Source organism: Streptomyces sp. NPDC059455, from assembly GCF_042750115.1.
In the GTDB taxonomy this organism is placed as follows: Bacteria; Actinomycetota; Actinomycetes; order Streptomycetales; family Streptomycetaceae; genus Streptomyces; species Streptomyces endocoffeicus.
This window is the reverse complement of sequence record NZ_JBHYVB010000125.1, coordinates 1-20,995: the sequence shown is the minus strand read 5'-3', so window position 1 is coordinate 20,995 and position 20,995 is coordinate 1. Positions and strand designations below refer to the sequence as shown.

Genomic DNA, 20,995 nt, shown 5'->3' with positions numbered 1-20,995 from the left:
CTTCCGAAACTAGGACTTGGAGCGCGCTCGAAGTCAAGCCGGAGGACCGGCCCCCGCCGGCGGGTCAGGCGCGGCGGGAGCGGGTGAGGGTGAAGCGGTCCACCGGCAGCAGGTCGCCACAGGGCCCGGACACCGCGTATTTCCCGGCCGTCTTCACCAGCGGGTGCAGCGGCCCTGCGGCCGGACCTTCGTGCGGGCCATGGTGTCCTCTTCTCTTACCGGTCCCGGGTATCTGCACGGGACCTCCGCTTCGACAACGAACGGCCCGACAGGTCGGGTGCGTCGCCCATCACTCCTCGTCTTCGCCGTCCTCGACGGCGTCCGGGTCCCGCGGCGGGCGCAGGCCCTGGCCGGGGCCGCTGGCCTTGATGTTGAACAGGTAGCGGCCCAGGAAGTTGATGTCGGTCCTTGAGCGGAGAGAGGCGAGCGACGTCCTCGTCCTTGATGTCGTGGCCCTCGGCGCGGAGCTGGGCGACGGCAGCGTCCAGGTAGCGGGTGTTCCACAGGACGACGGCGTTGAGGACGAGGCCGAGGGCGGCGAGCTGCTCCTCCTGGCCCTCGCGGTACGCCTGGCGGATCTGGCCGCGGCCGCCGTGGCAGATCGCGCGGGCGAGGCGGTGGCGGGACTCCTGCACGGTGAGCTGCCGGTTCATCAGCCGGCGGTAGGTGTCGTCTACCGGGTCGACCAGCGCGAGCAGGTGCATGGTCTTGTCGATCCGCCCGTACTCGGCGAACGCGGCGCCGAGCGGGGTCGGGTGGTCTTCGCGGCCGAACATCCGCAGCAGGTCGTAGGCCCGGACCTGGTTGGTGCTGAGCGATCCGGCGACGCGGAGCATGTCCGGCCAGTGCGTGGCGATCCGCTTGAGGTTCACCTTGTTGCAGGCGACGGCCTCCAGCGGGCCGTACCCGGCGGCCGGCGCCTCACCGTCGGGCAGGGTCGGCCCGCCAGAACCTCTGGTCAGCGAGGTCGCGGAAGCGCGGGGCGAAGCGGAAGCCGAGCATTTTGTACAGGCCGAAGGCCATGTCGGAGTACGAGGCGTTGTCGGTCGCGACCATCTCCGGCTTCACCCCGCCGTCAAGGTTCAGCAGCGTGTCCAGCGTGTCGCTCCAGCTCCGGGCGCGTCGGCTCCTCAATGAACCGTCCGTACGCCCCGGCCTGCTCATCAGTTAAGAACTCAACCGGCACGCGCCGTACGGCAGTCGAGGAGACACCGGATCAGCGAGTCGTCCCCCGAAGCCCTGCTCCGAGCCCCCATCCCGTGATACATCGCCTAGCCCATGATCAATCTCATCGATCACCACGGTTCGATTGATCCCCGACGCCGGGTTACGGGAAGGGGCGGGGAGGGGAGAGATCCGCTGGCCCCGCCGTGCCAGCGCGCCAGGAGGTGTCCGGGGCTTCCCCCCCCACAGGCCCCAGGCCCCAGGCCCCGGGCCCCAGGCCCCAGGCCCCGGGCCCCAGGCCCCGGGCCCCGGGCCCCAGGCCCCAGGCCCCAGGCCCCGGGCCCCAGGGCTCAGGCCCCAGGGCTCAGGGGCAGAGCCTTGCCACGCGGCGGAGCCGCATATCGATGCTGCGGGGAGGGGCCGCCCGGTGGGCTAGACGCCCATTGGGTGCCAGACGGTCTTGGTCTCCAGGAAGGCCAGGAGGCGGCCGGTGCCGGGGTCCGCGGTCCAATCCACAGGCTGTGGACGCAGGACGCGCTTGAGGTTGTCCGCTGCGGCCTTCTCCAGCTCGGTCGCGAGCTCCGCGTCCGCGCCCGCGAGGTCGATCGCGTTGACGTCCTGGTGCGCGGCGAGCGGGGCGGCGATCTCCGCCGTGCGGCCGGACAGGACGTTGACCACGCCGCCGGGGAGGTCGGAGGTGGCCAGGACCTCGGCTAGGGAGAGGGCGGGGAGTGGGGCGCCCTCGGCGGCGACGACCACCGTCGTGTTGCCCGTGACGATCGCCGGGGCGATCACCGACACCAGGCCCAGGAACGACGAGTCCTGAGGCGCGAGGAGCGCGACGACGCCGGTCGGCTCGGGGGCGGAGAGGTTGAAGTACGGCCCGGCCACGGGGTTGGCGGACCCGGCGATCTGGGCCGTCTTGTCGGACCAGCCCGCGTACCAGACCCAGCGGTCGATCGCGGCGTCCACGACGGCGGCGGCCTTGGACTTGCCAAGCCCCTCCGCGTCGCCGACCTCCCGCGCGAACTGGTCGCGGCGGCCCTCCAGCATCTCGGCGACGCGGTAGAGGATCTGGCCCCGGTTGTAGGCGGTGGCGCCCGACCAGCCGCCGAACGCCTTGCGCGCGGCGACGACCGCGTCCCGGGCGTCCTTGCGGGAGGCCAGTGGGGCGTTGGCCAGCCACGTGCCCTTTGCGTCGGTCACCTCGTACACCCGCCCGCTCTCGGACCGGGGGAACTTGCCCCCGACGAACAGCTTGTAGGTCTTGAGCACGGAGAGTCGGTTGTCAGACATCGAGGTACGCCTCCAGGCCGTGGCGACCGCCTTCACGGCCGTATCCGGACTCCTTGTAGCCGCCGAACGGGGAGGCCGGGTCGAACTTGTTGAAGGTGTTGGACCACACCACGCCCGCCCGGAGCTTGTTCGCCATCCACAGGATGCGCGAGCCCTTCTCCGTCCAGATGCCCGCCGACAGCCCGTACGGCGTGTTGTTGGCCTTGGCCACGGCCTCTTCGGGGGTGCGGAAGGTGAGCACCGAGAGCACCGGGCCGAAGATCTCCTCGCGGGCGATCCGGTGGGCCTGGGTGACGCCGGTGAAGAGGGTGGGCGCGAACCAGTAGCCGGAGCTGGGCAGTTCGCACCGAGGGGCCCAGCGCTCGGCGCCCTCGGCCTCGCCCGCGTCGGCCAGGGCGCGGATCCGGGCCAGCTGCTCGGCGGAGTTGATGGCGCCGATGTCGGTGTTCTTGTCCAGCGGGTCGCCGACGCGCAGGGTGCTCATCCGGCGCTTGAGCGCGTCGAGCAGCTCGTCCTGGACGGACTCCTGGACCAGGAGGCGGGAGCCCGCGCAGCAGACATGGCCCTGGTTGAAGAAGATGCCGCCGATGATGCCCTCGATCGCCTGGTCGATGGGGGCGTCGTCGAAGACGATGTTCGCGGCCTTGCCCCCGAGTTCGAGGGTGACCTTCTTCCTCGTACCGGCGACCGTACGGGCGATGGCCTTGCCGACCTCGGTGGAGCCGGTGAAGGCGACCTTGTCGATGCCGGGGTGGGCGACCAGCTCGGCGCCGGTCGAGCCGTCGCCGGTGACGATGTTCACCACGCCCTTGGGCAGGCCGGCCTGGCGGCAGATGTCCGCGAAGAACAGGGCGCTCAGGGGCGTGGTCTCGGCGGGCTTGAGGACGACCGTATTGCCGGTGGCGAGCGCCGGGGCGATCTTCCAGGCCAGCATCAGGAGGGGGAAGTTCCAGGGGATGATCTGACCGGCGACGCCCAGGGGCCGGGGGTCCGGGCCGTAGCCCGCGTGGGCCAGCTTGTCGGCCCAGCCCGCGTAGTAGAAGAAGTGGGCCGCGACCAGGGGCAGATCGGCGTCGCGCGACTCGCGGATCGGCTTGCCGTTGTCCAGCGACTCCAGGACGGCCAGTTCGCGGGAGCGCTCCTGGATGATCCGCGCGATGCGGAAGAGGTACTTGGCGCGCTCGGAGCCGGGGAGCGCGGACCAGGTCTCGAACGCCTTACGGGCGGCCTTGACGGCGCGGTCCACGTCCTCGGCGTTGGCCTGGGCGACCTCGGAGAGGACCTCCTCGGAGGAGGGGGAGAGGGTCTTGAAGACCTTGCCGTCGCCCGCCTCGGCGAACTCCCCGTCGATGAACAGGCCGTAGGACGGGGCGATGTCGACGACCGCGCGGGACTCGGGGGCGGGCGCGTACTCGAAAACTGGCATGGCGTATCAGTCCACCGTCACGTAGTCGGGACCGGAGTACCGGCCGGTGCTCAGCTTCTGGCGCTGCATGAGCAGATCGTTGAGCAGGCTGGAGGCGCCGAAGCGGAACCACTCCGGGGAGAGCCACTCGTCGCCCAGCGTCTCGTTGACCATCACCAGGTACTTGATCGCGTCCTTGGAGGTGCGGATGCCACCCGCGGGCTTCACGCCCACCTGTACGCCGGTGGTGGCGCGGAAGTCGCGGACCGCCTCCAGCAGGACGAGGGTGACGGGCGGGGTCGCGTTGACGGCCACCTTGCCGGTGGAGGTCTTGATGAAGTCCGCGCCCGCGAGCATCGCCAGCCAGGAGGCGCGGCGGACGTTGTCGTACGTCTGGAGCTCACCGGTCTCGAAGATGACCTTGAGATGGGCAGCCGTGCCGCTGCCGTCCTCGCGGACGCAGGCCTCCTTCACCTGCCGGATCTCCTCGAAGACGTCGAGGTAGCGGCCGGAGAGGAAGGCGCCGCGGTCGATCACCATGTCGATCTCGTCTGCCCCGGCGGCGACCGCGTCCCGGGTGTCGGCCAGCTTGACCGGCAGCGAGGCCCGGCCGGAGGGGAAGGCGGTGGCGACGGCGGCCACATGGATGCCGCTGCCGGTCAGGGCCTCCTTGGCGGTGGCCACCATGTCGCCGTAGACGCAGATCGCCGCGACCTTCGGGGCGGTGCGGTCGGTGGGGTCGGGGTTGATCCCCTTGGCGCAGAGCGCCCGGACCTTGCCCGGGGTGTCGGCACCCTCGAGGGTCGTCAGGTCGATCATCGAGATCGCCAGGTCGATGGCGTACGCCTTCGCCGTGGTCTTGATCGAGCGGGTGCCGAGGGTCGCGGCACGGGCCTGCAGGCCGACCGCGTCGACGCCCGGCAGGCCGTGCAGGAAGCGGCGCAGTGCGCCGTCGTCGGCGGTCACGTCCGCCATCGACGCGAGTCGCTCCGCGGCCTCTTTGCCGTATGCGGGAACTGTGGTGGGCATGGTCACCAGATGAGCATATCTACGCGCGTAGTCGGATGTCATCCCCGGGCCCGGAATCGATCGGGGGCCCGGGGCGAGCGATCCCGGGCGTCCCCTGGGCGCCCCCCGCCCCGTGAGTGTGGTGCACAATCGGGCGCATGACGAGCCCGGACGACGACTCCACCCCCGCTGCCTCCAGCTCCGCATCCCCCGATTCCTCCGACGCCGAGACCGAGACCTTCTCGGACCGGATCTACCGCTCCCCGAGCGGTATCGCGGGCGGGGTGCTGCTGCTCGGGCTCAGTGGCTGGCTGGGCATCGACGCCATGATCCGGGGCGAGGGACGGACGCCGTGGCTGGCGCTGGCCGGGCTGCTGTTCGCGGTGCCGGTGGTGATCGCCTTCACGGTGCGCCCGGCCGTCTACGCGGGGCAGGACCGGCTGCTCGTCCGCAACCCGTTCCGTACGATCACGCTGCCCTGGGCCTCGGTCGAGGGGCTGCGCGCCGGATACACCAGCGAGGTGCTCGCGGGCGGGGCCACATACCAGCTGTGGGCGATCCCGGTCTCACTGCGCCAGCGCAAGCGGGCCGCCCGGCAGCAGGCCAGGGCGGCCTCCGAGGACCCCTTCGGCACCACGTCCGCCCACGTCACGGCCGGCAAGTCCGACGAGGACCGCCGGGCCTCCTCCGACGCGGCGATCGGCGACCTGCGCGAGATGGCCGAACTCAACGCCCAGCGCGAGGGCGCCCAGGGGGCGCCGGAGGTGCGCTGGGCCTTCGAGATGATCGCGCCGACGCTGGCGGGCGCGGTGCTGTTGGGCGTCATGCTGGCGATCGGCTGATCCGGGGGTCCGCCGGGCCGTGCATGTGACCCCGGGGCGGGGCGCCCCCGCCCACGGCCTCTACTGGGGCGACCTGACCCTCCAGTCCTGCGTCGGACCCGACACCGGGTTCAGCTACCTCAGCCGGATCTGAGCCTGCTCCGGCGCCGTCACTGATCGCCGTGGGCGACGGCGACGGGCTCGGCAGCCGATACGCCCGCGCCCGCGCCCGCGTCCGCGGTCGCGGATTTCGGGGGCTGGATTCCGGCCGCCACCGAAAGGTCCGTCTTCAGCGCGGCCAGTACGGTGTCCGCCGTGGCGCGCGCCGGAGTGAGGGCGTGGGCGGCCGGGACGTCGACGACCACCTCCAGGTAGCACTTCAGCTTCGGCTCGGTGCCGCTGGGCCGGACGACCACACGGGCGCCGCGGACGTTGCCCTTCCCGGCGAGCTGATAGCGCAGGCCGTCCGTCGGGGGCAGGGTGTCCGTGCCCCGCGTCAGGTCCTCCGCCGAGGTCACGGCGAGCCCCGCGAGCTCGGTGGGCGGCTGTTCGCGCAGCCGCTTCATCGCGGTGCCGATCACGGAGAGGTCGGTGACCCGGACGGACAGCTGGTCGGTGGCGTGCAGCCCGTGGGCCACCGCGATGTCGTCCAGCAGATCGGCGAGGGTGCGGCCCTGCTCCTTGAGCTCCGACGTCAGCTCGGCCACGAGCAGCGCGGCCGTGATGCCGTCCTTGTCGCGTACGCCCTCCGGATCCACGCAGTAGCCGAGCGCCTCCTCGTACGCGTAGCGCAGCCCGTCCACCCGGGCCAGCCACTTGAAGCCGGTCAGCGTCTCGGCGTACGGCAGCCCCGCGTCGTCCGCGATCCGGGACAGGAGCGACGAGGAGACGATCGTGGTCGCGAAGGCACCACGGGCGCGCTTGTGGACGAGGTGGGTGGCGAGGAGCGCGCCGACCTCGTCCCCGCGCAGCATCCGCCAGCTCGCGGCGTCCGTGGGGGCCGTGGGGTTCGTGATCGCGGGGACGGCGACGGCGCAGCGGTCGGCGTCCGGGTCGTTGGCGATGATGATGTCCGGCGCGACCCTGCGGGCCGTGGCGAAGGCCAGGTCCATCGCCCCCGGCTCCTCCGGGTTGGGGAACGCGACGGTCGGGAACGCCGGGTCGGGCTCGGCCTGCTCGGGCACGACCGCGGGCTCGGGGAACCCGGCGCGGGCGAACGCGGCGGTGAGGGTCTCGCGGCCGACGCCGTGCAGCGGGGTGTAGACGACGCGGGCGTTCCGGGGCGAACCCTGGGTGAGAACGGCGTCGGTCCGCGCGAGGTACGCCTCCAGGACGTCGTCGTTCAGCGTCTCCCAGCCGGCCTCGGGCCGGGGCACATCGTCCAGGCTGCGGATCGCCTCGATCTCGGCGGCGATCTCGGCGTCGGCGGGCGGCACGATCTGGGAGCCGTCGCCGAGGTAGACCTTGTAGCCGTTGTCGCGGGGCGGGTTGTGGCTCGCGGTGACCTCGACTCCGGCGATCGCGCCGAGGTGGCGGATGGCGAACGCGAGCACGGGCGTGGGGAGGGGGCGGGGCAGGACGGCGGCGCGGAAACCGGCGCCGGTCATGACGGCGGCGGTGTCGCGGGCGAACTCGGCGCTCTTGTAGCGGGCGTCGTACCCGACGACGACGAGCCCTTGACCGTGCTGATCGTCCTGGCCGTCCTGGCCGTTCTGGGCGTGATGCGTGCGCAGATACGCGGCGAGCCCGGCGGCGGCGCGGATGACGACGGCGCGGTTCATCCGCATGGGCCCGGCCCCGAGCTCACCCCGGAGACCGGCGGTACCGAACTGCAACGTGCCGGAGAACCGCTCGGCGATCGCGTCGACGGCATCGTCCTGGAGCAGTTTCCCGAGCTCATCCCGCGTCTCGGGATCGGGATCCTCGGCAAGCCATGCGCGAGCCTGTGCGATGAGATCGGGCTCCGTGGCCATGGGGGCCTCCTGGGGGGTGGTCGTATGGGTCGTGCGGGGTGCGGTGGTGGTTGCTGGGGTGCGCGGCGGGTCCGTGGTGGCTGCCGGAGGCCCCGCCCCCGTACCCACAACGAAACCGGCCGCGCACCCTGGGCACCCCGGCCCGCCCCGCGTCCCCGGCCCGCCCCGCGTCCCCGGCCCGCTCCGGGCCCCGCGCCCTGGGACCCGCGTCCGCCCCGGGCCCCGGGACCCGCGTCCGCCCCGCGTACCTCGCGCATCGCTGTTCAGTTAGCCAAGGGGTGAGTACCCGCGCCGGGCGCCGTGACGCCGCTCCCGGGGGTCAGAGGCGGTCGAGGACCTGGGACAGCAGGCTGCCCATGCGGGAGGCGGAGTCACGGCCCGCCTGGAGGACCTCCTCGTGGTTGAGGGGCTCGCCCGTCATGCCGGCCGCGAGGTTCGTCACCAGGGAGATCCCGAGAACCTCCGCGCCCGCCTCGCGCGCCGCGATGGCCTCCAGGGTCGTGGACATGCCCACCAGGTCGGCCCCTATCGTGCGGGCCATGTTGATCTCCGCCGGAGTCTCGTAGTGCGGCCCGGGGAACTGGGCGTAGACGCCCTCCTCCAGGGTCGGGTCGACCTGCTGGCACAGGGCGCGCAGCCGCGGCGAGTACAGGTCGGTGAGGTCGACGAAGTTGGCGCCCACGATCGGCGAGGTGGCCGTGAGGTTGATGTGGTCGCTGATCAGTACCGCCTGGCCGGGGCGCATGCCCTCGCGGAGGCCGCCGCAGCCGTTGGTGAGGATGATGGTCTTGCAGCCCGCGGCGACGGCGGTGCGTACGCCGTGTGCGACGGCGGCGACACCACGCCCCTCGTAGTAGTGCGTACGGCCGAGGAAGACCAGCGCCCGCTTGTCGTTGATCCGGTACGACCGGATCCGGCCCGCGTGGCCCGCGGCGGCGGGCGGCGGGAAGCCGGGCAGCTCGGTGACGGGGAACTCGTGCTCGGGCGCCCCGAGGGCGTCGGTGGCGGGGACCCAGCCGGAGCCCAGGACCAGCGCGACATCGTGGGTGTCCGCGCTGGTCAGCTCGCGCAGACGGGTGGCGGCGGCGTCGGCGGCGGCGTGCGGGTCGCCCTGATTGTCCCAAGAAACTGATGCGTTCACGCGCACGAGGGTAGCCGGTAACTGCCTACGCGCGTAGACGGAGTCCGCCGAGGTGTTCGGATCGTTGCATTGCCGCCGGGCTCACGGCCGGACCCGCGCATTGCGTCCGGGCCTACCGGGCCAACCGGGGAACCAGGTCAACCGGACCCACCGGACTCAGCAAGGGCGCTTGCGCAGCTCCATCACATAGTCGTGCGGCGCCCCCGCCGACTCCGCCGCGTCGGCGATCTCACCCAGGTAGCGGGCCGAGGGCAGTCCGCCCTCGTAGCCGTTGAGGACGTAGAGCCAGGCGGCCTCGTCGCCGTCCAGCGTGTGGACGCGGATCCGCATCCGGCGGTAGATGTCGAGGCCGACGCCCTCCCAGCGGTCCATGGAGTCCTCGTCCATGGGGGCGATGTCGTAGAGGGCGACGAAGACCTGGGAGCGCGGGGCCTCCACGATCGTGGGGAGGGCGCCTTCCCAGCCCATCTGCTCGCCGCCGAAGGTGAGGCGCCAGCCGTTCAGCCAGCCCGTTCCGCGCAGCGGGGAGTGTGGTGCGCGGCGGGACATCAGCCGCGCGTCGAGGTTGCCGGCGTACGCGGCGTAGAGCGACATGGGTCTGAGGGTACGGGAGTGGGGTGGAACGGCCCCCGGGGTGGGAGGTTTGGCGGGAGGTTCGGGGAGAGGTTTCGTACGGCGGTCGCCCCCGCGAAACCCCCCGGGCTGAAGGCATTCGAACCGGTGCGGGACAATGGAGCATGTGACTCGGATCGTGATCATTGGTGGCGGACCCGGCGGCTATGAGGCGGCGCTGGTCGCCGCGCAGCTCGGCGCGGAGGTGACCGTCGTCGATTGCGACGGTCTGGGCGGGGCGTCGGTACTCACCGACTGTGTGCCGTCGAAGACGTTGATCGCCACCGCGGAGGTGATGACGACCTTCGACTCCTCCTACGAGGAGCTGGGGATCATCGTCGCCGACGACACCCCGCCGCTGGAGCAGGCGGCCCGGGTGGTCGGCGTGGACCTGGGCAAGGTCAACCGCCGGGTGAAGCGGCTCGCGCTCGCCCAGTCGCACGACATCACCGCCTCGGTCACCCGGGCCGGCGGCCGGGTCCTGCGCGGCCGTGCGCGGGTGGAGCCGCAGCAGTCGCTGGACGGCGCGCGGCGGGTGATCGTAAGGGCCGCGGACGGCAGCGAGCAGACGCTGGTGGCGGACGCGGTGCTGCTGGCGACGGGCGCCCACCCGAGGGAGATCCCGGACGCGAAGCCGGACGGCGAGCGAATCCTGAACTGGACGCAGGTGTACGACCTGGACGAGCTCCCCCGGGAGCTGATCGTGGTCGGTTCCGGTGTCACGGGCGCGGAGTTCGCTGGTGCCTACCAGGCGCTGGGGTCGAAGGTCACGCTGGTCTCCAGCCGGGACCGGGTGCTGCCGGGCGAGGACCCGGACGCGGCGGCGGTGCTGGAGGACGTCTTCCGGCGCCGGGGGATGAACGTGATGTCCCGGTCCCGGGCGCAGGCCGCCAAGCGGGTGGGGGACCGGGTGGAGGTCACGCTCTCGGACGGGCGGGTCATCTCCGGCACCCACTGTCTGATGGCGGTCGGCTCGATCCCGAACACGGCGGACATCGGCCTGGAGGAGGCCGGGATCAAGCTGGCGGAGTCGGGGCACATCCTGACCGACAAGGTGTCCCGGACCAGCGCGCCGGGGATCTACGCGGCCGGTGACTGCACCGGTGTGCTGGCGCTGGCGTCGGTGGCCGCGATGCAGGGCCGGATCGCGATGTACCACTTCCTCGGGGACGCGGTGACGCCGCTGAACCTGAAGACGGTCTCGGCGAACGTCTTCACCGACCCCGAGATCGCCACGGTCGGCTACTCGCAGGCGGACGTGGACGGCGGGAAGATCGACGCCCGGGTGGTGAAGCTGCCGCTGCTGCGCAATCCGCGGGCGAAGATGCAGGGCATCCGGGACGGCTTCGTGAAGATCTTCTGCCGTCCGGGCACCGGCATCGTGGTCGGCGGTGTGGTGGTCGCGCCGCGGGCGAGCGAGCTGATCCACCCCATTTCGCTGGCGGTGGACAACAATCTGACGGTGGAGCAGATCGCCAACGCCTTCACGGTCTACCCGTCGCTGTCCGGTTCGATCGCCGAGGTGGCCCGGCAGTTGCACACCCGGAAGACTCAGGAAGAGTCATAGACCCGGTCCTTATAGCACTTCGTGCCCTCACAGATGTACAACTTCTGCTAATTGGTGCAAGCTGCTGAAAACAGACGGTCGTTGGCGTTACTGTCAGTTTCGTGTTCGCTGCAGAACGTCGCCAATTGATCCTTGAAATGGTGCGTGCGAACGGAGCGGTGTCGCTCCGGGAGCTCGCCCGCGTCGTCCAGACCTCCGAAGTGACCGTCCGGCGTGATGTGCGGGCACTGGAGGCAGAAGGACTGCTCGACCGCCGGCACGGCGGTGCGGTGCTGCCGGGCGGATTCACCAGGGAGTCCGGCTTCCCGCAGAAATCCCATCTAGCGACCGCGGAGAAGACGGCCATCGCCGATCTCGCGGCCGGTTTCGTCGAGGAGGGCGAGGCCGTCGTCGTCGGCGCCGGGACCACCACGCAGGAGCTGGCCCGCCGGCTCGCGCGGGTTCCCGGGCTGACCGTGGTCACCAATTCCCTGCTGGTCGCACAGGCGTTGGCGCATGCCAACCGGGTCGAGGTCGTGATGACCGGCGGCACCCTGCGCGGCTCCAACTACGCCTTGGTCGGCAGCGGCGCCGAGCAGTCCCTCCAGGGGCTGCGGGTCTCGCGCGCCTTCCTGTCCGGCAGCGGGCTGACCGCCGAGCGCGGCCTGTCCACCTCCAACATGCTCTCGGCCAGCGTCGACCGGGCGCTGGTCCAGGCGGCGGCGGAGGTGGTCGTGCTCGCCGACCATACGAAGCTGGGCTCCGACACCATGTTCCAGACGGTGCCCACCGATGTGATCACCCGGCTGGTGACCGATGAGCCACCCGCCCATGACGACCGTGCCCTGACCGAGCTCCAGGCCCTCGCGGACCAGGGGGTTCAGATCGCCGTGGCCGGGCCGGGCGCGGGGTCCGGCCCGGCCGGGAGCGGTGAGGGCGGCGGTTCGGCGGGGCGGCAGTCGGGTCGGCTGGGTCCGTCGCAGGGCCGTGGCGGCGGCGAGGAGGGCCTGCCGCTGCCGGGGCCGCGCCGTAACCACCCCCACCCCCCGGGCGGGCCCGGCTCCGCCCAGTTGCGCACCGCGGTGCCGCTGGCGGAGCAGCAGCCGGGGCGGGTGGCGGACCTGGCACCGCGCCGCCGCTAGCGACTGGCCGTCGCGGGTGTCAGCGGGCCGTGGGATCTTGCGGTCGGCCGGCCTTCGGCGGTCAGCGGGCCGTGGGAACCGGGGGTCGGCGGACCTCGAGCCCCCGGTGTCGGCGGGCCTTGAGATCCCGGTGTCAGCGGGCCTTGAGGCCCGTGAAGGCCAGCGCCAGCAGCCGGTCGGCCAACTCCGGGTCGTCCGGCGACTGCTCCACGGCCAGTGCGATCGCGTTCGTGAGCTGCATCAGATCGGCGATGACCACATCGGACCGTACGGCACCGCTCTGCTGGGCGCGGGCGAGCAGTTCGCTGCCCGCCTCGCGCAGCGGCAGACCGCAGCCGCGGGACAGCTCCGAGGTCTCGTCGCTCGAGCACGCCATCAGGGCCTGGGAGAGCCCGCGGTAGGTGCTCGCGTGGTCCACGATGGCGCGCAGCCAGTCGATCAGCGCCTGACACGGCCGCGGCGCCTGGGCCAGCTCCCGCGACCGCTCCAGCAGGGCGCACATCTCGCCCTGGAAGACCGCGCCCATCAGCGCGGTGCGGTTCGGGAAGTGGCGATAGAGCGTGCCGATGCCGACACCCGCGCGGCGTGCGATGTCCTCCAGCGAAGCGTCGGTACCGTGCTGGGTGAAGGCCATGCGCGCCTCGGCCAGCAGCCGCTCGTAGTTGCGGCGCGCGTCGGCGCGCATGGGGCGCGGTGGCGTCTGCGCCGTGGCTGTCTCGATCGCCATCGCGGTCCTCCCTGCCGTGCCTGCCCGTGAGTCAAGCATGCCATTTCGTGACCGGAGGCACGCCCTGGCCAGGCAACGCGGGCGCCGGAGGCGGCATCAAACAGGGCGACGGCACCGTGCGTTGCGGTGCGCCGGAGTGGAAGAACAATGGGACTGACCAGTCGATCACTCGAGTATGTGATGATCGCCCTCGCCATGGCGTGCGCGGGGCTGACGCTCTGGCTGTGGCCGCGCTTCGCGGGCCGGGGCGTACGGGCGTGGGCGGGCCGGCTGGCCGCCCTCGCCGTGACCCAGTGCGCGATCGTGGCCGCCCTGGCCCTCGCGGTGAACAGCACCTTCCAGTTCTACGGGTCCTGGGGCGAACTGCTGGGCGAGGACGATGCGGCACCGGCGGCCCTGTCCCATGTGCAGGGCGGCGCCGCGGGGCCGGTCGGGGAGCCGGGCGGTCTGGTGCGGCCCGCCCCGCCGCAGGGGCTGAACACGGTGCACGGACTGCCGAGCGGGCCGCCCGCCAAGGCGGGCAAGGTCGAGTCGGTGCGGATCCTGGGCCGCCGCAGCCAGGCGGCGGGCCCGGCGTATGTCTATCTGCCGCCGCAGTACTTCCAGCGCCAGTACGCCCGGCAGCGCTTCCCCGTGATCGTGGCGATCAGCGGCTACCCCGGCGGATCCTTCCTGCTGGCCCAGCATCTGCGGCTGCCCCAGACCGCGGGCGGGCTGATCCGCACCGGGGCGCTGCAGCCGGCCGTCATCGTGATGGTGCGGCCCACCATCGCCCCACCCCGCGACACCGAGTGCGTGGACGTCCCCGGCGGCCCCCAGGCCGAGACCTACTTCGCCCGGGACCTGCCGGAGGCGCTGCGGGCGCACTACCGGATCGGCCATGACCCGAGTGCCTGGGGTGTGCTGGGCTATTCGTCGGGCGGCACCTGCGCCCTTCAGCTGACCCTGCGTCATCCCCGCGTCTACGGCGCGGCCGCCGCCCTGTCGCCCGACTACCGCGTGGTCAACGACCCCACCACCGGCGACCTCTTCGGCCGGGGCCCGGCGGGCGAGCGCAGGAAGCGGGAGCACGATGTGCTGTGGCGGCTGCGCCATCTGCCCCAGCCGCAGGTGTCGGTGCTGGTGGCCTCCAGCCGCCGGGGCGAGCCCAACTACGGCGCCACCCGCGAGTTCCTGGCCGCGGTCCGGCCGCCGATGAGCGCGCAGTCGATCATCCTGGACCGGGGCAGCCACAACTTCCGCACCTGGCGCCGGGAACTGCCCACGGCCCTGCGGTGGATGAACGGTCAGCTGACCTTCCCGCAGGATGTGGTGCACGGCCGCTGATGAGCGGGCCGTACGCGACGACGGCGGGGGCCCCGCCGCCTATAGGGGCGGGGCCCGCCCCCCGGGGGGGCGGGGGTGGGGCGGGCCGGCCCCCTCTCCTGGTGCAGCTTGGGGCCCCCGCCCACCGAACCGGTCAGGGTTCTCCGACTGCGCGGAGCGCACCAGGCCCCAGACGGCGGCGTGTGCCAGATCGGGTACGTCCGCGCCCGGTGTGGTCGCCACCGCGCCCCGGGTGATGAACACCAGGCGGGAGTCGGCGAACCGGTCCTCGGTCAGCCAGGCCCGGAGCAGCGCCAGCGCCCGGTGGGTCGCGGCCCGTACGGCGTCGGCCACGCCCTGGGGCTCCGGTGCGCAGGGCACCAGTACGGTGGCGGGCACGGGGGCCGGGTCGGCGTGCAGCGCCTCCAGGTTCGGGTATGTGCGCACATCGAGTCCGACGAGCTTGAAGTCGTCGTCGCCGAGCAGGGCCCAGTGTCCGGAGGGTTGTTCGAGCGTGGCCGCGGAGGTGTCGGCGGCCACCCAGTCGAGCCGGTAGAGCGAGTCGCCGCCGGTGGCGGCGTCGCCGAGCCGTTCGGGCCGCTTGCGCAGTACGAGGGATTCGACGGTGGCCACCGGCCGTCCGATGGTGTCCGCCACGGTCAGGGACACCGTGTCGGTGCCGTTCGGCGTGAGCCGCACCCGTACCTCACCGGCCCCGGAGGCGTGCAGCGTCACCCCGGTCCAGGAGAACGGCAACCGGCCCTCGCCCGCCTGGAGCATCGGGCCAAGCGCGATGGTGTGCAGCGCGGCGTCCAGCAGGGCGGGGTGCAGCCCGTAGGCGGTGGCGGCGGACTGCTGCTCCTGCGCCAGCCGTACGTCGGCGAACACCTCGTCGCCGCGCAGCCAGGCCGCGCGCAGCCCCTGGAACGTCGGGCCGTAGCCGAAGCCGCCCGCCGCGAACCGCTCGTACAGGTCCTCGACCTCGATCGGCTCGGCGCCCGGCGGCGGCCACGCCCCGCCCAGGTCGTACGAGCCCTCGACGGCACCGTCCGCCAGCACACCCGTGGCGTGCCGGGTCCACGGCAGCTCACCGTCCGCGTCCTCGGGGCGGGAGTAGACGTTCAGGGCGCGCCGGCCGTCCTCCTCTGGCGGGTCCACCACCAGTTGCAGGGTGACGGCGCCGCGCTCGGGGAGGATCAGCGGCGCCTGAAGGGTCAGCTCGTCGACCCGGTCGCAGCCCACCCGGTCACCGGCCTGGACCGCGAGCTCCAGGAAGGCGGTGCCCGGGAAGAGGACCACACCGGAGACCGCGTGGTCGGCCAGCCAGGGCTGGCCGCGCGTGGACAGCCGCCCGGTGAGCACCAGGCCGTCGCTGTCGGCGAGTTCCACGGCGGCGCCCAGCAGCGGGTGTCCGGCGGCGCCGAGACCGGCCGAGGCCACATCGCCCACGGTGGTGGGCACGTCCAGCCAGTAGCGCTGCCGCTGGAAGGCGTACGTGGGGAGTTCCACCCGGTGGGCGCCACGGCCCGCGAACACCTGCTCCCAGTCCACCGCGCCACCGTGGGCGTGCACCCGGCCCACCCCGGCCAGCAGCGACTCGGCCTCGCCGCGGTCCTTGCGCAGCAGCGGGACGAACGCGGTCTCGGCATCGGCGTCGGCGTCGGTATCGGTATCGACCTCGGCCAGGCACTCCTGGCCCATGGCGGAGAGCACACCGGCGGGGCCGATCTCGACGTAGCGGGTCACATTCCGCTCGGCGAGGAAGCGGATGCCGTCCCCGAAGCGCACCGCCCGGCGGACGTGGCGCACCCAGTACTCCGGCGAGCACAGCTCCTCGCCCGCCGCCTCACCGGTGACGTTGGAGACCACCGCGACGCGCGGCGCGGAGTAGCCGATCCCGGCGGCCACCGTGCCGAACTCGGCGAGCATGGCGTCCATCAGCGGCGAGTGGAAGGCGTGGGAGACGGTGAGCCGCTTGCTCTTGGCCCCGACCGCTTCCGCGATCCGCAGGACGGTGTCCTCGTCACCGGAGATGACGGTCGCCCGCGGCCCGTTGACCGCCGCCACGCTCACCCGGTCCTCGTGGCCTTCGAGATGCGGCAGCACCTCGGCCTCGGCCGCCCGGAGAGACACCATCGCACCGCCCTCCGGCAGCGCCTGCATCAGCCGACCGCGGGCCGCCACCAGCGCACAGGCGTCCTCCAGCGAGAACACCCCGGCCACATGGGCGGCCGCCAGCTCGCCCACCGAGTGGCCGACCAGGAAGTCCGGTCGCAGGCCCCAGGACTCGACCAGCCGGTACAGCGCCACTTCGAGGGCGAACAGCGCGGTCTGGGTGAACACGGTCCGGTTCAGCGGCTCCGCGTCCTCGCCGAACACCACCTCCCGCACCGAGCCGTCCAGATGGCGGTCCAGCTCCGCGCACACCGCGTCGAACGCCGCCGCGAACACCGGGTAGGAGTCGTACAACTCCCTTCCCATGCCGGGTCGTTGAGCGCCCTGTCCGGTGAACAGGAAGGCCGTCCTACCGGCGTCGGCCACCGTCTCCCGGGCCGTCCCCGAGGCCAGCTCCGCCAGGCCCCGCAGCAGTTCCTCCCGCTCGGCTCCGACGGCCACGGCGCGGTGGCCGAAGGCCGAGCGGCCCGTCGCCAGCGCGTAGCCGACGTCCACCGGGCGCAGCTCCGGCCGCTCCTGAAGATGGGCACGCAGCCGCCCGGCCTGCGCCCGCAGGGCCGCCTCGCTGCGCGCGGAGAGCAGCCACGGCACCACATCGGAGTCGACCGACCGCTCGGCCACCGACGCGGTGTGCTCGGGGCCCTGCTCCAGCACCACATGGACGTTCGTGCCGCTGACGCCGAAGGCGGACACGCCCGCGCGCCGCGGCCGTCCCGTCTCGGGCCACTCCCGGGCCTCGGTCAGCAGCTCCACCGCACCGGCCGACCAGTCCACGTCGGGCGAGAGCTCATCGGCGTGGAGGGTCTTGGGCAGCACGCCGTGGCGCAGCGCCAGCACCGTCTTGATGATCCCCGCGACACCCGAAGCGGCCTGGGTGTGGCCGATGTTGGACTTCAGCGCGCCCAGCCACAGCGGCCGGCCGGTGTCCCGCCCCTGGCCGTAGGTGGCCATCAGGGCCTGCGCCTCGATGGGGTCGCCGAGCCGGGTGCCGGTGCCGTGGGTCTCGACCGCGTCCACATCGGTGGCCGACAGGCCCGCACCGGCCAGCGCCTGGCGGATCACCCGCTGCTGGGAGGGGCCGTTGGGGGCGGTGAGACCGTTGCTGGCGCCATCCTGGTTGACGGCCGAGCCGCGCACCAGAGCCAGCACCTCATGGCCGTTCGCCCGCGCGTCGGAGAGCCGTTCCAGCAGCAGCATGCCGACGCCCTCGGCCCACCCGGCGCCGTCTGCGTCCGCCGAGAACGCCTTGCAGCGGCCGTCGGGGGCCATGGCCCGCTGCCGACTGAACTCGATGAAGGTGTCCAGCGTGGACATCACCACGACACCGCCCGCGAGCGCGAGCGAGCACTCCCCCTGGCGCAGCGCCTGGGCCGCCTGGTGGAGGGCGACCAGCGAGGACGAGCAGGCGGTGTCCACGGTGACCGCGGGGCCTTCCAGACCGAAGGTGTACGAGATGCGCCCGGACGCCACACTGCTGGCGCTGCCGGTGGCCAGATAGCCCTCGAACTCCTCGGGCGCACGGGTGAAGCGCGAGCCGTAGTCGTTGTAGCTGGCGCCTATGAAGACTCCGGCCTGGGTGCCCTTCACCGCGGCCGGGTCGATCCCGGCCCGCTCGAACGCCTCCCAGCTGGTCTCCAGCAGCAGCCGCTGCTGCGGGTCGATGGCGAGCGCCTCGCGCGGTGAGATCCCGAAGAACTCGGGGTCGAAGTGGTCGGCCTCGTGGAGGAAGCCACCGCCGGTGGCGTAGAAGGTGCCCGGCTTGTCGGGGTCGGGGTCGTAGCGGCCCTCGATGTCCCAGCCGCGGTCGGTGGGGAAGTCCGAGATGGCGTCCCGGCCGTCCATCAGCAGCCGCCACAGCTCCTCAGGGGTGGTCACCCCGCCGGGGAGGCGGCAGCTCATGGCCACGATGGCGATCGGGTCGTCGTCCACCGCGACGGTGGCGGGCACCGGGCCCGCCGGGGCGGTGACCGCGGTTTCACCGGCGCCGCTCTCGGCGAGCAGGAAACGGGCCAGCGCGGTGACGGTCGGGTAGTCGAAGACGAGGGTGACCGGCAGCCGCAGCCCGGTGACCGCGTTCAGCCGGTTGCGCAGATCGACGGCGGTCAGCGAGTCGAAGCCCAGCTCGCGGAAGGCGCGCCCGGCCTCGACCGCCGCAGTGTCGGCGTAGCCGAGCGCGGCGGCCACTTCGGTGCTGACGAGGTCGGCCAGCGCGTCCTCGGCCTCCTGCGGCGACAGCCCGGCCAGCCGCTGGGCCAGCGGCGTGTCCTCCTCGCCCGTGGTGGCGGCCGCCGCCTCCGCCCGCCGGGCGTCGGGGAGTTCGCCGAGCACGGCGGCCCCGTCCAGGGAGGGGGTGGCGGCGATGAGCCGGTCCCACTCGACATCGGCCACGGCCACATGGGTGTCGGCCACGTCCAGGGCGCGCTGGAGGGCCGCGATCGCCAGGTCGGGCGCCATCGCGGGCATACCGGTGGCGCGCAGCCGCGCCTGGACGGCCTCGTCCACCAGCCCACCGCCGGACCACGCGCCCCAGGCCACGGAGGTGGCGGGGAGACCCTGGGCGCGGCGGGCGTGTGCGAGCGCGTCGAGGAAGGCGTTGGCGGCCGCGTAGCTGCCCTGGCCGGGGCCGCCGAGCGTGCCCGCGAAGGAGGAGAAGAGCACGAAGGCGGACAGCTCGCGGTCACGGGTGAGTTCATCCAGATGGAGCGCCGCGTCCACCTTCGGGCGCAGCACCCCGTCGGCGCGCTCGGGGGTGAGGGTGTCGAGCACCCCGTCGTCCAGGACGCCCGCGGTGTGGACGACCGCGTCGAGCGGTGCCTCGTCCGCGTCCAGCGTGGCGAGGAGGTCGGCCAGCGCGTCGCGGTCGGTCGCGTCGCACGCGGCCACGGTCACCCGGACCCCCGACTCCCTTATCTCGTCGGCGAGTTCGGCCGCTCCGGGGGCGGCGGGGCCCCGGCGGCCGGTGAGCACCAGATGTTCGGCGCCGCCCCGGGCCAGCCAGCGCGCCACATGGGCGCCCAGGCCGCCGGTGCCGCCGGTCACCAGCACGGTGCCACGCGGCCGCCACGGCGCGGTGGCGTCGGCCGACGCCGCCGAGGCCCTGACCAGCCTGCGCCCATGGACCCCGGAGGCGCGCACCGCGACCTGGTCCTCGTCGGTCAGCCGGCCCGCGAGCACACCGCACAGCCGTGCGACGGCGCGGTCGTCGAGGGTGCCGGGCAGATCCACCAGACCGCCCCGGCGCCGCGGGTACTCCACGGCCGCGATCCGGCCCAGGCCCCAGCTGAGCGCCTGCAGCGGATGGTCCAGCGCGTCCGCGCGGCCCACGGACACCGCCCCGCGCGTGGCGTACCACACCGGGACGTCGGCCCCGGTGTCGCCGAGCGCCTGCAGCAGGGCGAGGTTGAGGGCCAGGCCGAGCGGCTGCGCCGAACCCGCGCGGTACGGGTCCTCGACGAGCGCGAGGAGCGAGAGCACCGCGGTCGGTGGCGCGTCCGCGATGGCCTCGCCGAGCCTGCGGGCGAGCGCCTCGCGTACGGCGTCCGGCTCGGTCAGCTCCACCAGCCGCACCTGGGCCCCGCGTTCCCGCAGCGCCTCCGCGACGCGCGGGCCCTCCGGCGCTCCGGCGGGCGCGGCGATCAGCCAGGTGGCACCGGCCGACGAGCGGTCGTGGGGGGAGGTGAGGGCATCGCCCAGGGGCTTCCAGGTGACGTGATAGCGCCAGGAGTCGAGCACGGACCGCTCGCGGCGCGCCCGGCGCCACGCCGCCAGCGCCGGAACCACCATGGCCAGGGACGACTCCTCGGCGTCCACCTCCAGCGCGGCGGCCAGCGCGGCCACGTCCGCACGCTCCACGGCGTCCCAGAAGTCCGCGTCCACCGCCTCGCCTTCGGCGGGCGCGGAGGCGGGCGCGGAGGAGCCTTCGAGCCAGTAGCGCTGCCGCTGGAAGGCGTACGTGGGCAACTCCACGACCGCGACCCCGGCGCACACCGCGGCCCAGTCGACGGCCACGCCACGGACGAACGCCTCGCCCAGCGAGGCCAGGAACCGCTCGGGACCGCCCTCGTCACGCCGCAGCGACCCTACGACCACGGCGTCCTCGACGGTCGCCTGGAGCGGCATCGTCAGCACCGGATGCGGGGACATCTCCAGGAACGTCCCGAACCCGGCGGCCGACAGAGCCCGCACCGCCGACTCCAGCTCCACCGTCTCCCGCAGATTGGTGTACCAGTACCCGGCGTCCAGACCCGCGGTGTCGATGGTGTCGCCGGTGACCGTCGAGCAGAACGGCACCTCGGCGCGGCGCGGGGTGATCGGGGCCAGGACGTCGAGGAGTTCATCGCGCAACTCCGCGACATGGGCCGAGTGGGACGCGTAGTCCACCGGGATCAGCTTCGCCCGTACGTCCCCGGCCTCGCACTCCGCCTGGAGTTCACGAAGGGCCTCCGGGTCACCGGACACCACGATCGAGCCGGGACCGTTGACCGCAGCCACCGAGATACGACCGTCCCAGGCGGTGATGCGCTCCCGCACCCGATCGGCGCCCTCCGACACGGACATCATGCCGCCACGACCCGCCAACCCACGCGCGATGGCCTGCGACCGCAACGCCACCACCCGCGCCCCGTCCTCCAACGACAGCCCACCCGCCACCACCGCAGCAGCGATCTCCCCCTGCGAATG

General features: G+C 73.0%; 13 protein-coding genes and 1 pseudogene. 4 read left to right on the top strand and 10 right to left on the bottom strand.

Annotated elements, in window-relative coordinates; all coding sequences use genetic code 11:
* Positions 1–64: 64 nt before the first annotated feature.
* The 5 genes and pseudogenes from ACFXB5_RS34545 to deoC all read right to left on the bottom strand — a co-directional run bounded on the left by ACFXB5_RS34545 (position 65) and on the right by deoC (position 4,894).
* Positions 65–238 carry a hypothetical protein gene (locus tag ACFXB5_RS34545; RefSeq protein ID WP_385215476.1) on the bottom strand — a complete coding sequence of 58 codons (174 nt, stop codon included), beginning with the start codon at positions 236–238 and terminating at the stop codon, positions 65–67.
* A 51-nt stretch (positions 239–289) separates the two neighbouring features.
* Positions 290–1,098: pseudogene (locus ACFXB5_RS34540) on the bottom strand (Tn3 family transposase); the annotation flags it as partial.
* Positions 1,099–1,596: 498 nt separating this feature from the next.
* A complete protein-coding gene (locus ACFXB5_RS34535; RefSeq protein WP_385215474.1) occupies positions 1,597–2,460 on the bottom strand; it encodes an aldehyde dehydrogenase family protein in 864 nt (287 codons plus the stop codon).
* Positions 2,453–3,886 (bottom strand): aldehyde dehydrogenase family protein, encoded by a 1,434-nt coding sequence (locus ACFXB5_RS34530; RefSeq protein ID WP_385215472.1) that lies wholly within the window; start codon positions 3,884–3,886, stop codon positions 2,453–2,455. The genes ACFXB5_RS34535 and ACFXB5_RS34530 overlap by 8 nt, the downstream gene beginning before the upstream one ends.
* A 6-nt stretch (positions 3,887–3,892) precedes the next feature.
* Positions 3,893–4,894, bottom strand: a complete 1,002-nt coding sequence (gene deoC / locus ACFXB5_RS34525) for a deoxyribose-phosphate aldolase (protein WP_385215515.1) — start codon at positions 4,892–4,894, stop codon at positions 3,893–3,895.
* Positions 4,895–5,031: 137 nt separating this feature from the next.
* On the opposite strand from deoC, the gene ACFXB5_RS34520 reads away from it, so the two are divergent.
* Positions 5,032–5,715 (top strand): PH domain-containing protein, encoded by a 684-nt coding sequence (locus ACFXB5_RS34520; RefSeq protein ID WP_385215470.1) that lies wholly within the window; start codon positions 5,032–5,034, stop codon positions 5,713–5,715.
* A 149-nt stretch (positions 5,716–5,864) separates the two neighbouring features.
* Here the strand turns inward: ACFXB5_RS34520 and ACFXB5_RS34515 are convergent, their stop codons facing one another.
* From ACFXB5_RS34515 to ACFXB5_RS34505, 3 genes are all read right to left on the bottom strand, one after another.
* Positions 5,865–7,667, bottom strand: coding sequence for a phospho-sugar mutase (locus ACFXB5_RS34515; RefSeq protein WP_385215467.1), 1,803 nt, complete (start codon positions 7,665–7,667; stop codon positions 5,865–5,867).
* Between the two features lie 319 nt (positions 7,668–7,986).
* On the bottom strand, positions 7,987–8,808 hold the full coding sequence (locus tag ACFXB5_RS34510; RefSeq protein WP_385215464.1) for a purine-nucleoside phosphorylase: 822 nt from the start codon (positions 8,806–8,808) through the stop codon (positions 7,987–7,989).
* A gap of 156 nt (positions 8,809–8,964) precedes the next feature.
* On the bottom strand, positions 8,965–9,402 hold the full coding sequence (locus tag ACFXB5_RS34505) for a gamma-glutamylcyclotransferase (RefSeq protein ID WP_020870716.1): 438 nt from the start codon (positions 9,400–9,402) through the stop codon (positions 8,965–8,967).
* A 136-nt stretch (positions 9,403–9,538) separates the two neighbouring features.
* Here ACFXB5_RS34505 and ACFXB5_RS34500 point away from each other — a divergent pair, with 136 nt between their 5' ends.
* Positions 9,539–10,987 carry an NAD(P)H-quinone dehydrogenase gene (locus ACFXB5_RS34500; RefSeq protein ID WP_385215461.1) on the top strand — a complete coding sequence of 483 codons (1,449 nt, stop codon included), beginning with the start codon at positions 9,539–9,541 and terminating at the stop codon, positions 10,985–10,987.
* Positions 10,988–11,124: 137 nt separating this feature from the next.
* Entirely contained in the window at positions 11,125–12,108 is a 984-nt protein-coding gene (locus ACFXB5_RS34495) for a DeoR/GlpR family DNA-binding transcription regulator (protein ID WP_385215512.1), read from the top strand.
* Positions 12,109–12,241: 133 nt separating this feature from the next.
* Here the strand turns inward: ACFXB5_RS34495 and ACFXB5_RS34490 are convergent, their stop codons facing one another.
* Positions 12,242–12,835, bottom strand: coding sequence for a TetR/AcrR family transcriptional regulator (locus ACFXB5_RS34490; protein WP_201852258.1), 594 nt, complete (start codon positions 12,833–12,835; stop codon positions 12,242–12,244).
* Between the two features lie 147 nt (positions 12,836–12,982).
* Here ACFXB5_RS34490 and ACFXB5_RS34485 point away from each other — a divergent pair, with 147 nt between their 5' ends.
* Positions 12,983–14,161, top strand: a complete 1,179-nt coding sequence (locus ACFXB5_RS34485; RefSeq protein ID WP_385215457.1) for an alpha/beta hydrolase — start codon at positions 12,983–12,985, stop codon at positions 14,159–14,161.
* A 39-nt stretch (positions 14,162–14,200) separates the two neighbouring features.
* Here the strand turns inward: ACFXB5_RS34485 and ACFXB5_RS34480 are convergent.
* The coding region (locus ACFXB5_RS34480; protein ID WP_385215454.1) for a type I polyketide synthase at positions 14,201–20,995 on the bottom strand (6,795 nt) is incomplete at its 5' end.

Excerpts from the sequence above, each read along its gene's own strand:
- ACFXB5_RS34530 (WP_385215472.1), bottom strand. The coding sequence starts at position 3,886 with ATGCCAGTTTTCGAGTACGCGCCCGCCCCCGAGTCCCGCGCGGTCGTC.
- ACFXB5_RS34490 (WP_201852258.1), bottom strand. The coding sequence starts at position 12,835 with ATGGCGATCGAGACAGCCACGGCGCAGACGCCACCGCGCCCCATGCGC.
- ACFXB5_RS34485 (WP_385215457.1), top strand. The coding sequence starts at position 12,983 with ATGGGACTGACCAGTCGATCACTCGAGTATGTGATGATCGCCCTCGCC.
- ACFXB5_RS34535 (WP_385215474.1), bottom strand. The coding sequence starts at position 2,460 with ATGTCTGACAACCGACTCTCCGTGCTCAAGACCTACAAGCTGTTCGTC.
- ACFXB5_RS34505 (WP_020870716.1), bottom strand. The coding sequence starts at position 9,402 with ATGTCGCTCTACGCCGCGTACGCCGGCAACCTCGACGCGCGGCTGATG.
- ACFXB5_RS34495 (WP_385215512.1), top strand. The coding sequence starts at position 11,125 with ATGGTGCGTGCGAACGGAGCGGTGTCGCTCCGGGAGCTCGCCCGCGTC.
- ACFXB5_RS34520 (WP_385215470.1), top strand. The coding sequence starts at position 5,032 with ATGACGAGCCCGGACGACGACTCCACCCCCGCTGCCTCCAGCTCCGCA.
- ACFXB5_RS34500 (WP_385215461.1), top strand. The coding sequence starts at position 9,539 with ATGGAGCATGTGACTCGGATCGTGATCATTGGTGGCGGACCCGGCGGC.
- ACFXB5_RS34515 (WP_385215467.1), bottom strand. The coding sequence starts at position 7,667 with ATGGCCACGGAGCCCGATCTCATCGCACAGGCTCGCGCATGGCTTGCC.
- deoC (WP_385215515.1), bottom strand. The coding sequence starts at position 4,894 with ATGCCCACCACAGTTCCCGCATACGGCAAAGAGGCCGCGGAGCGACTC.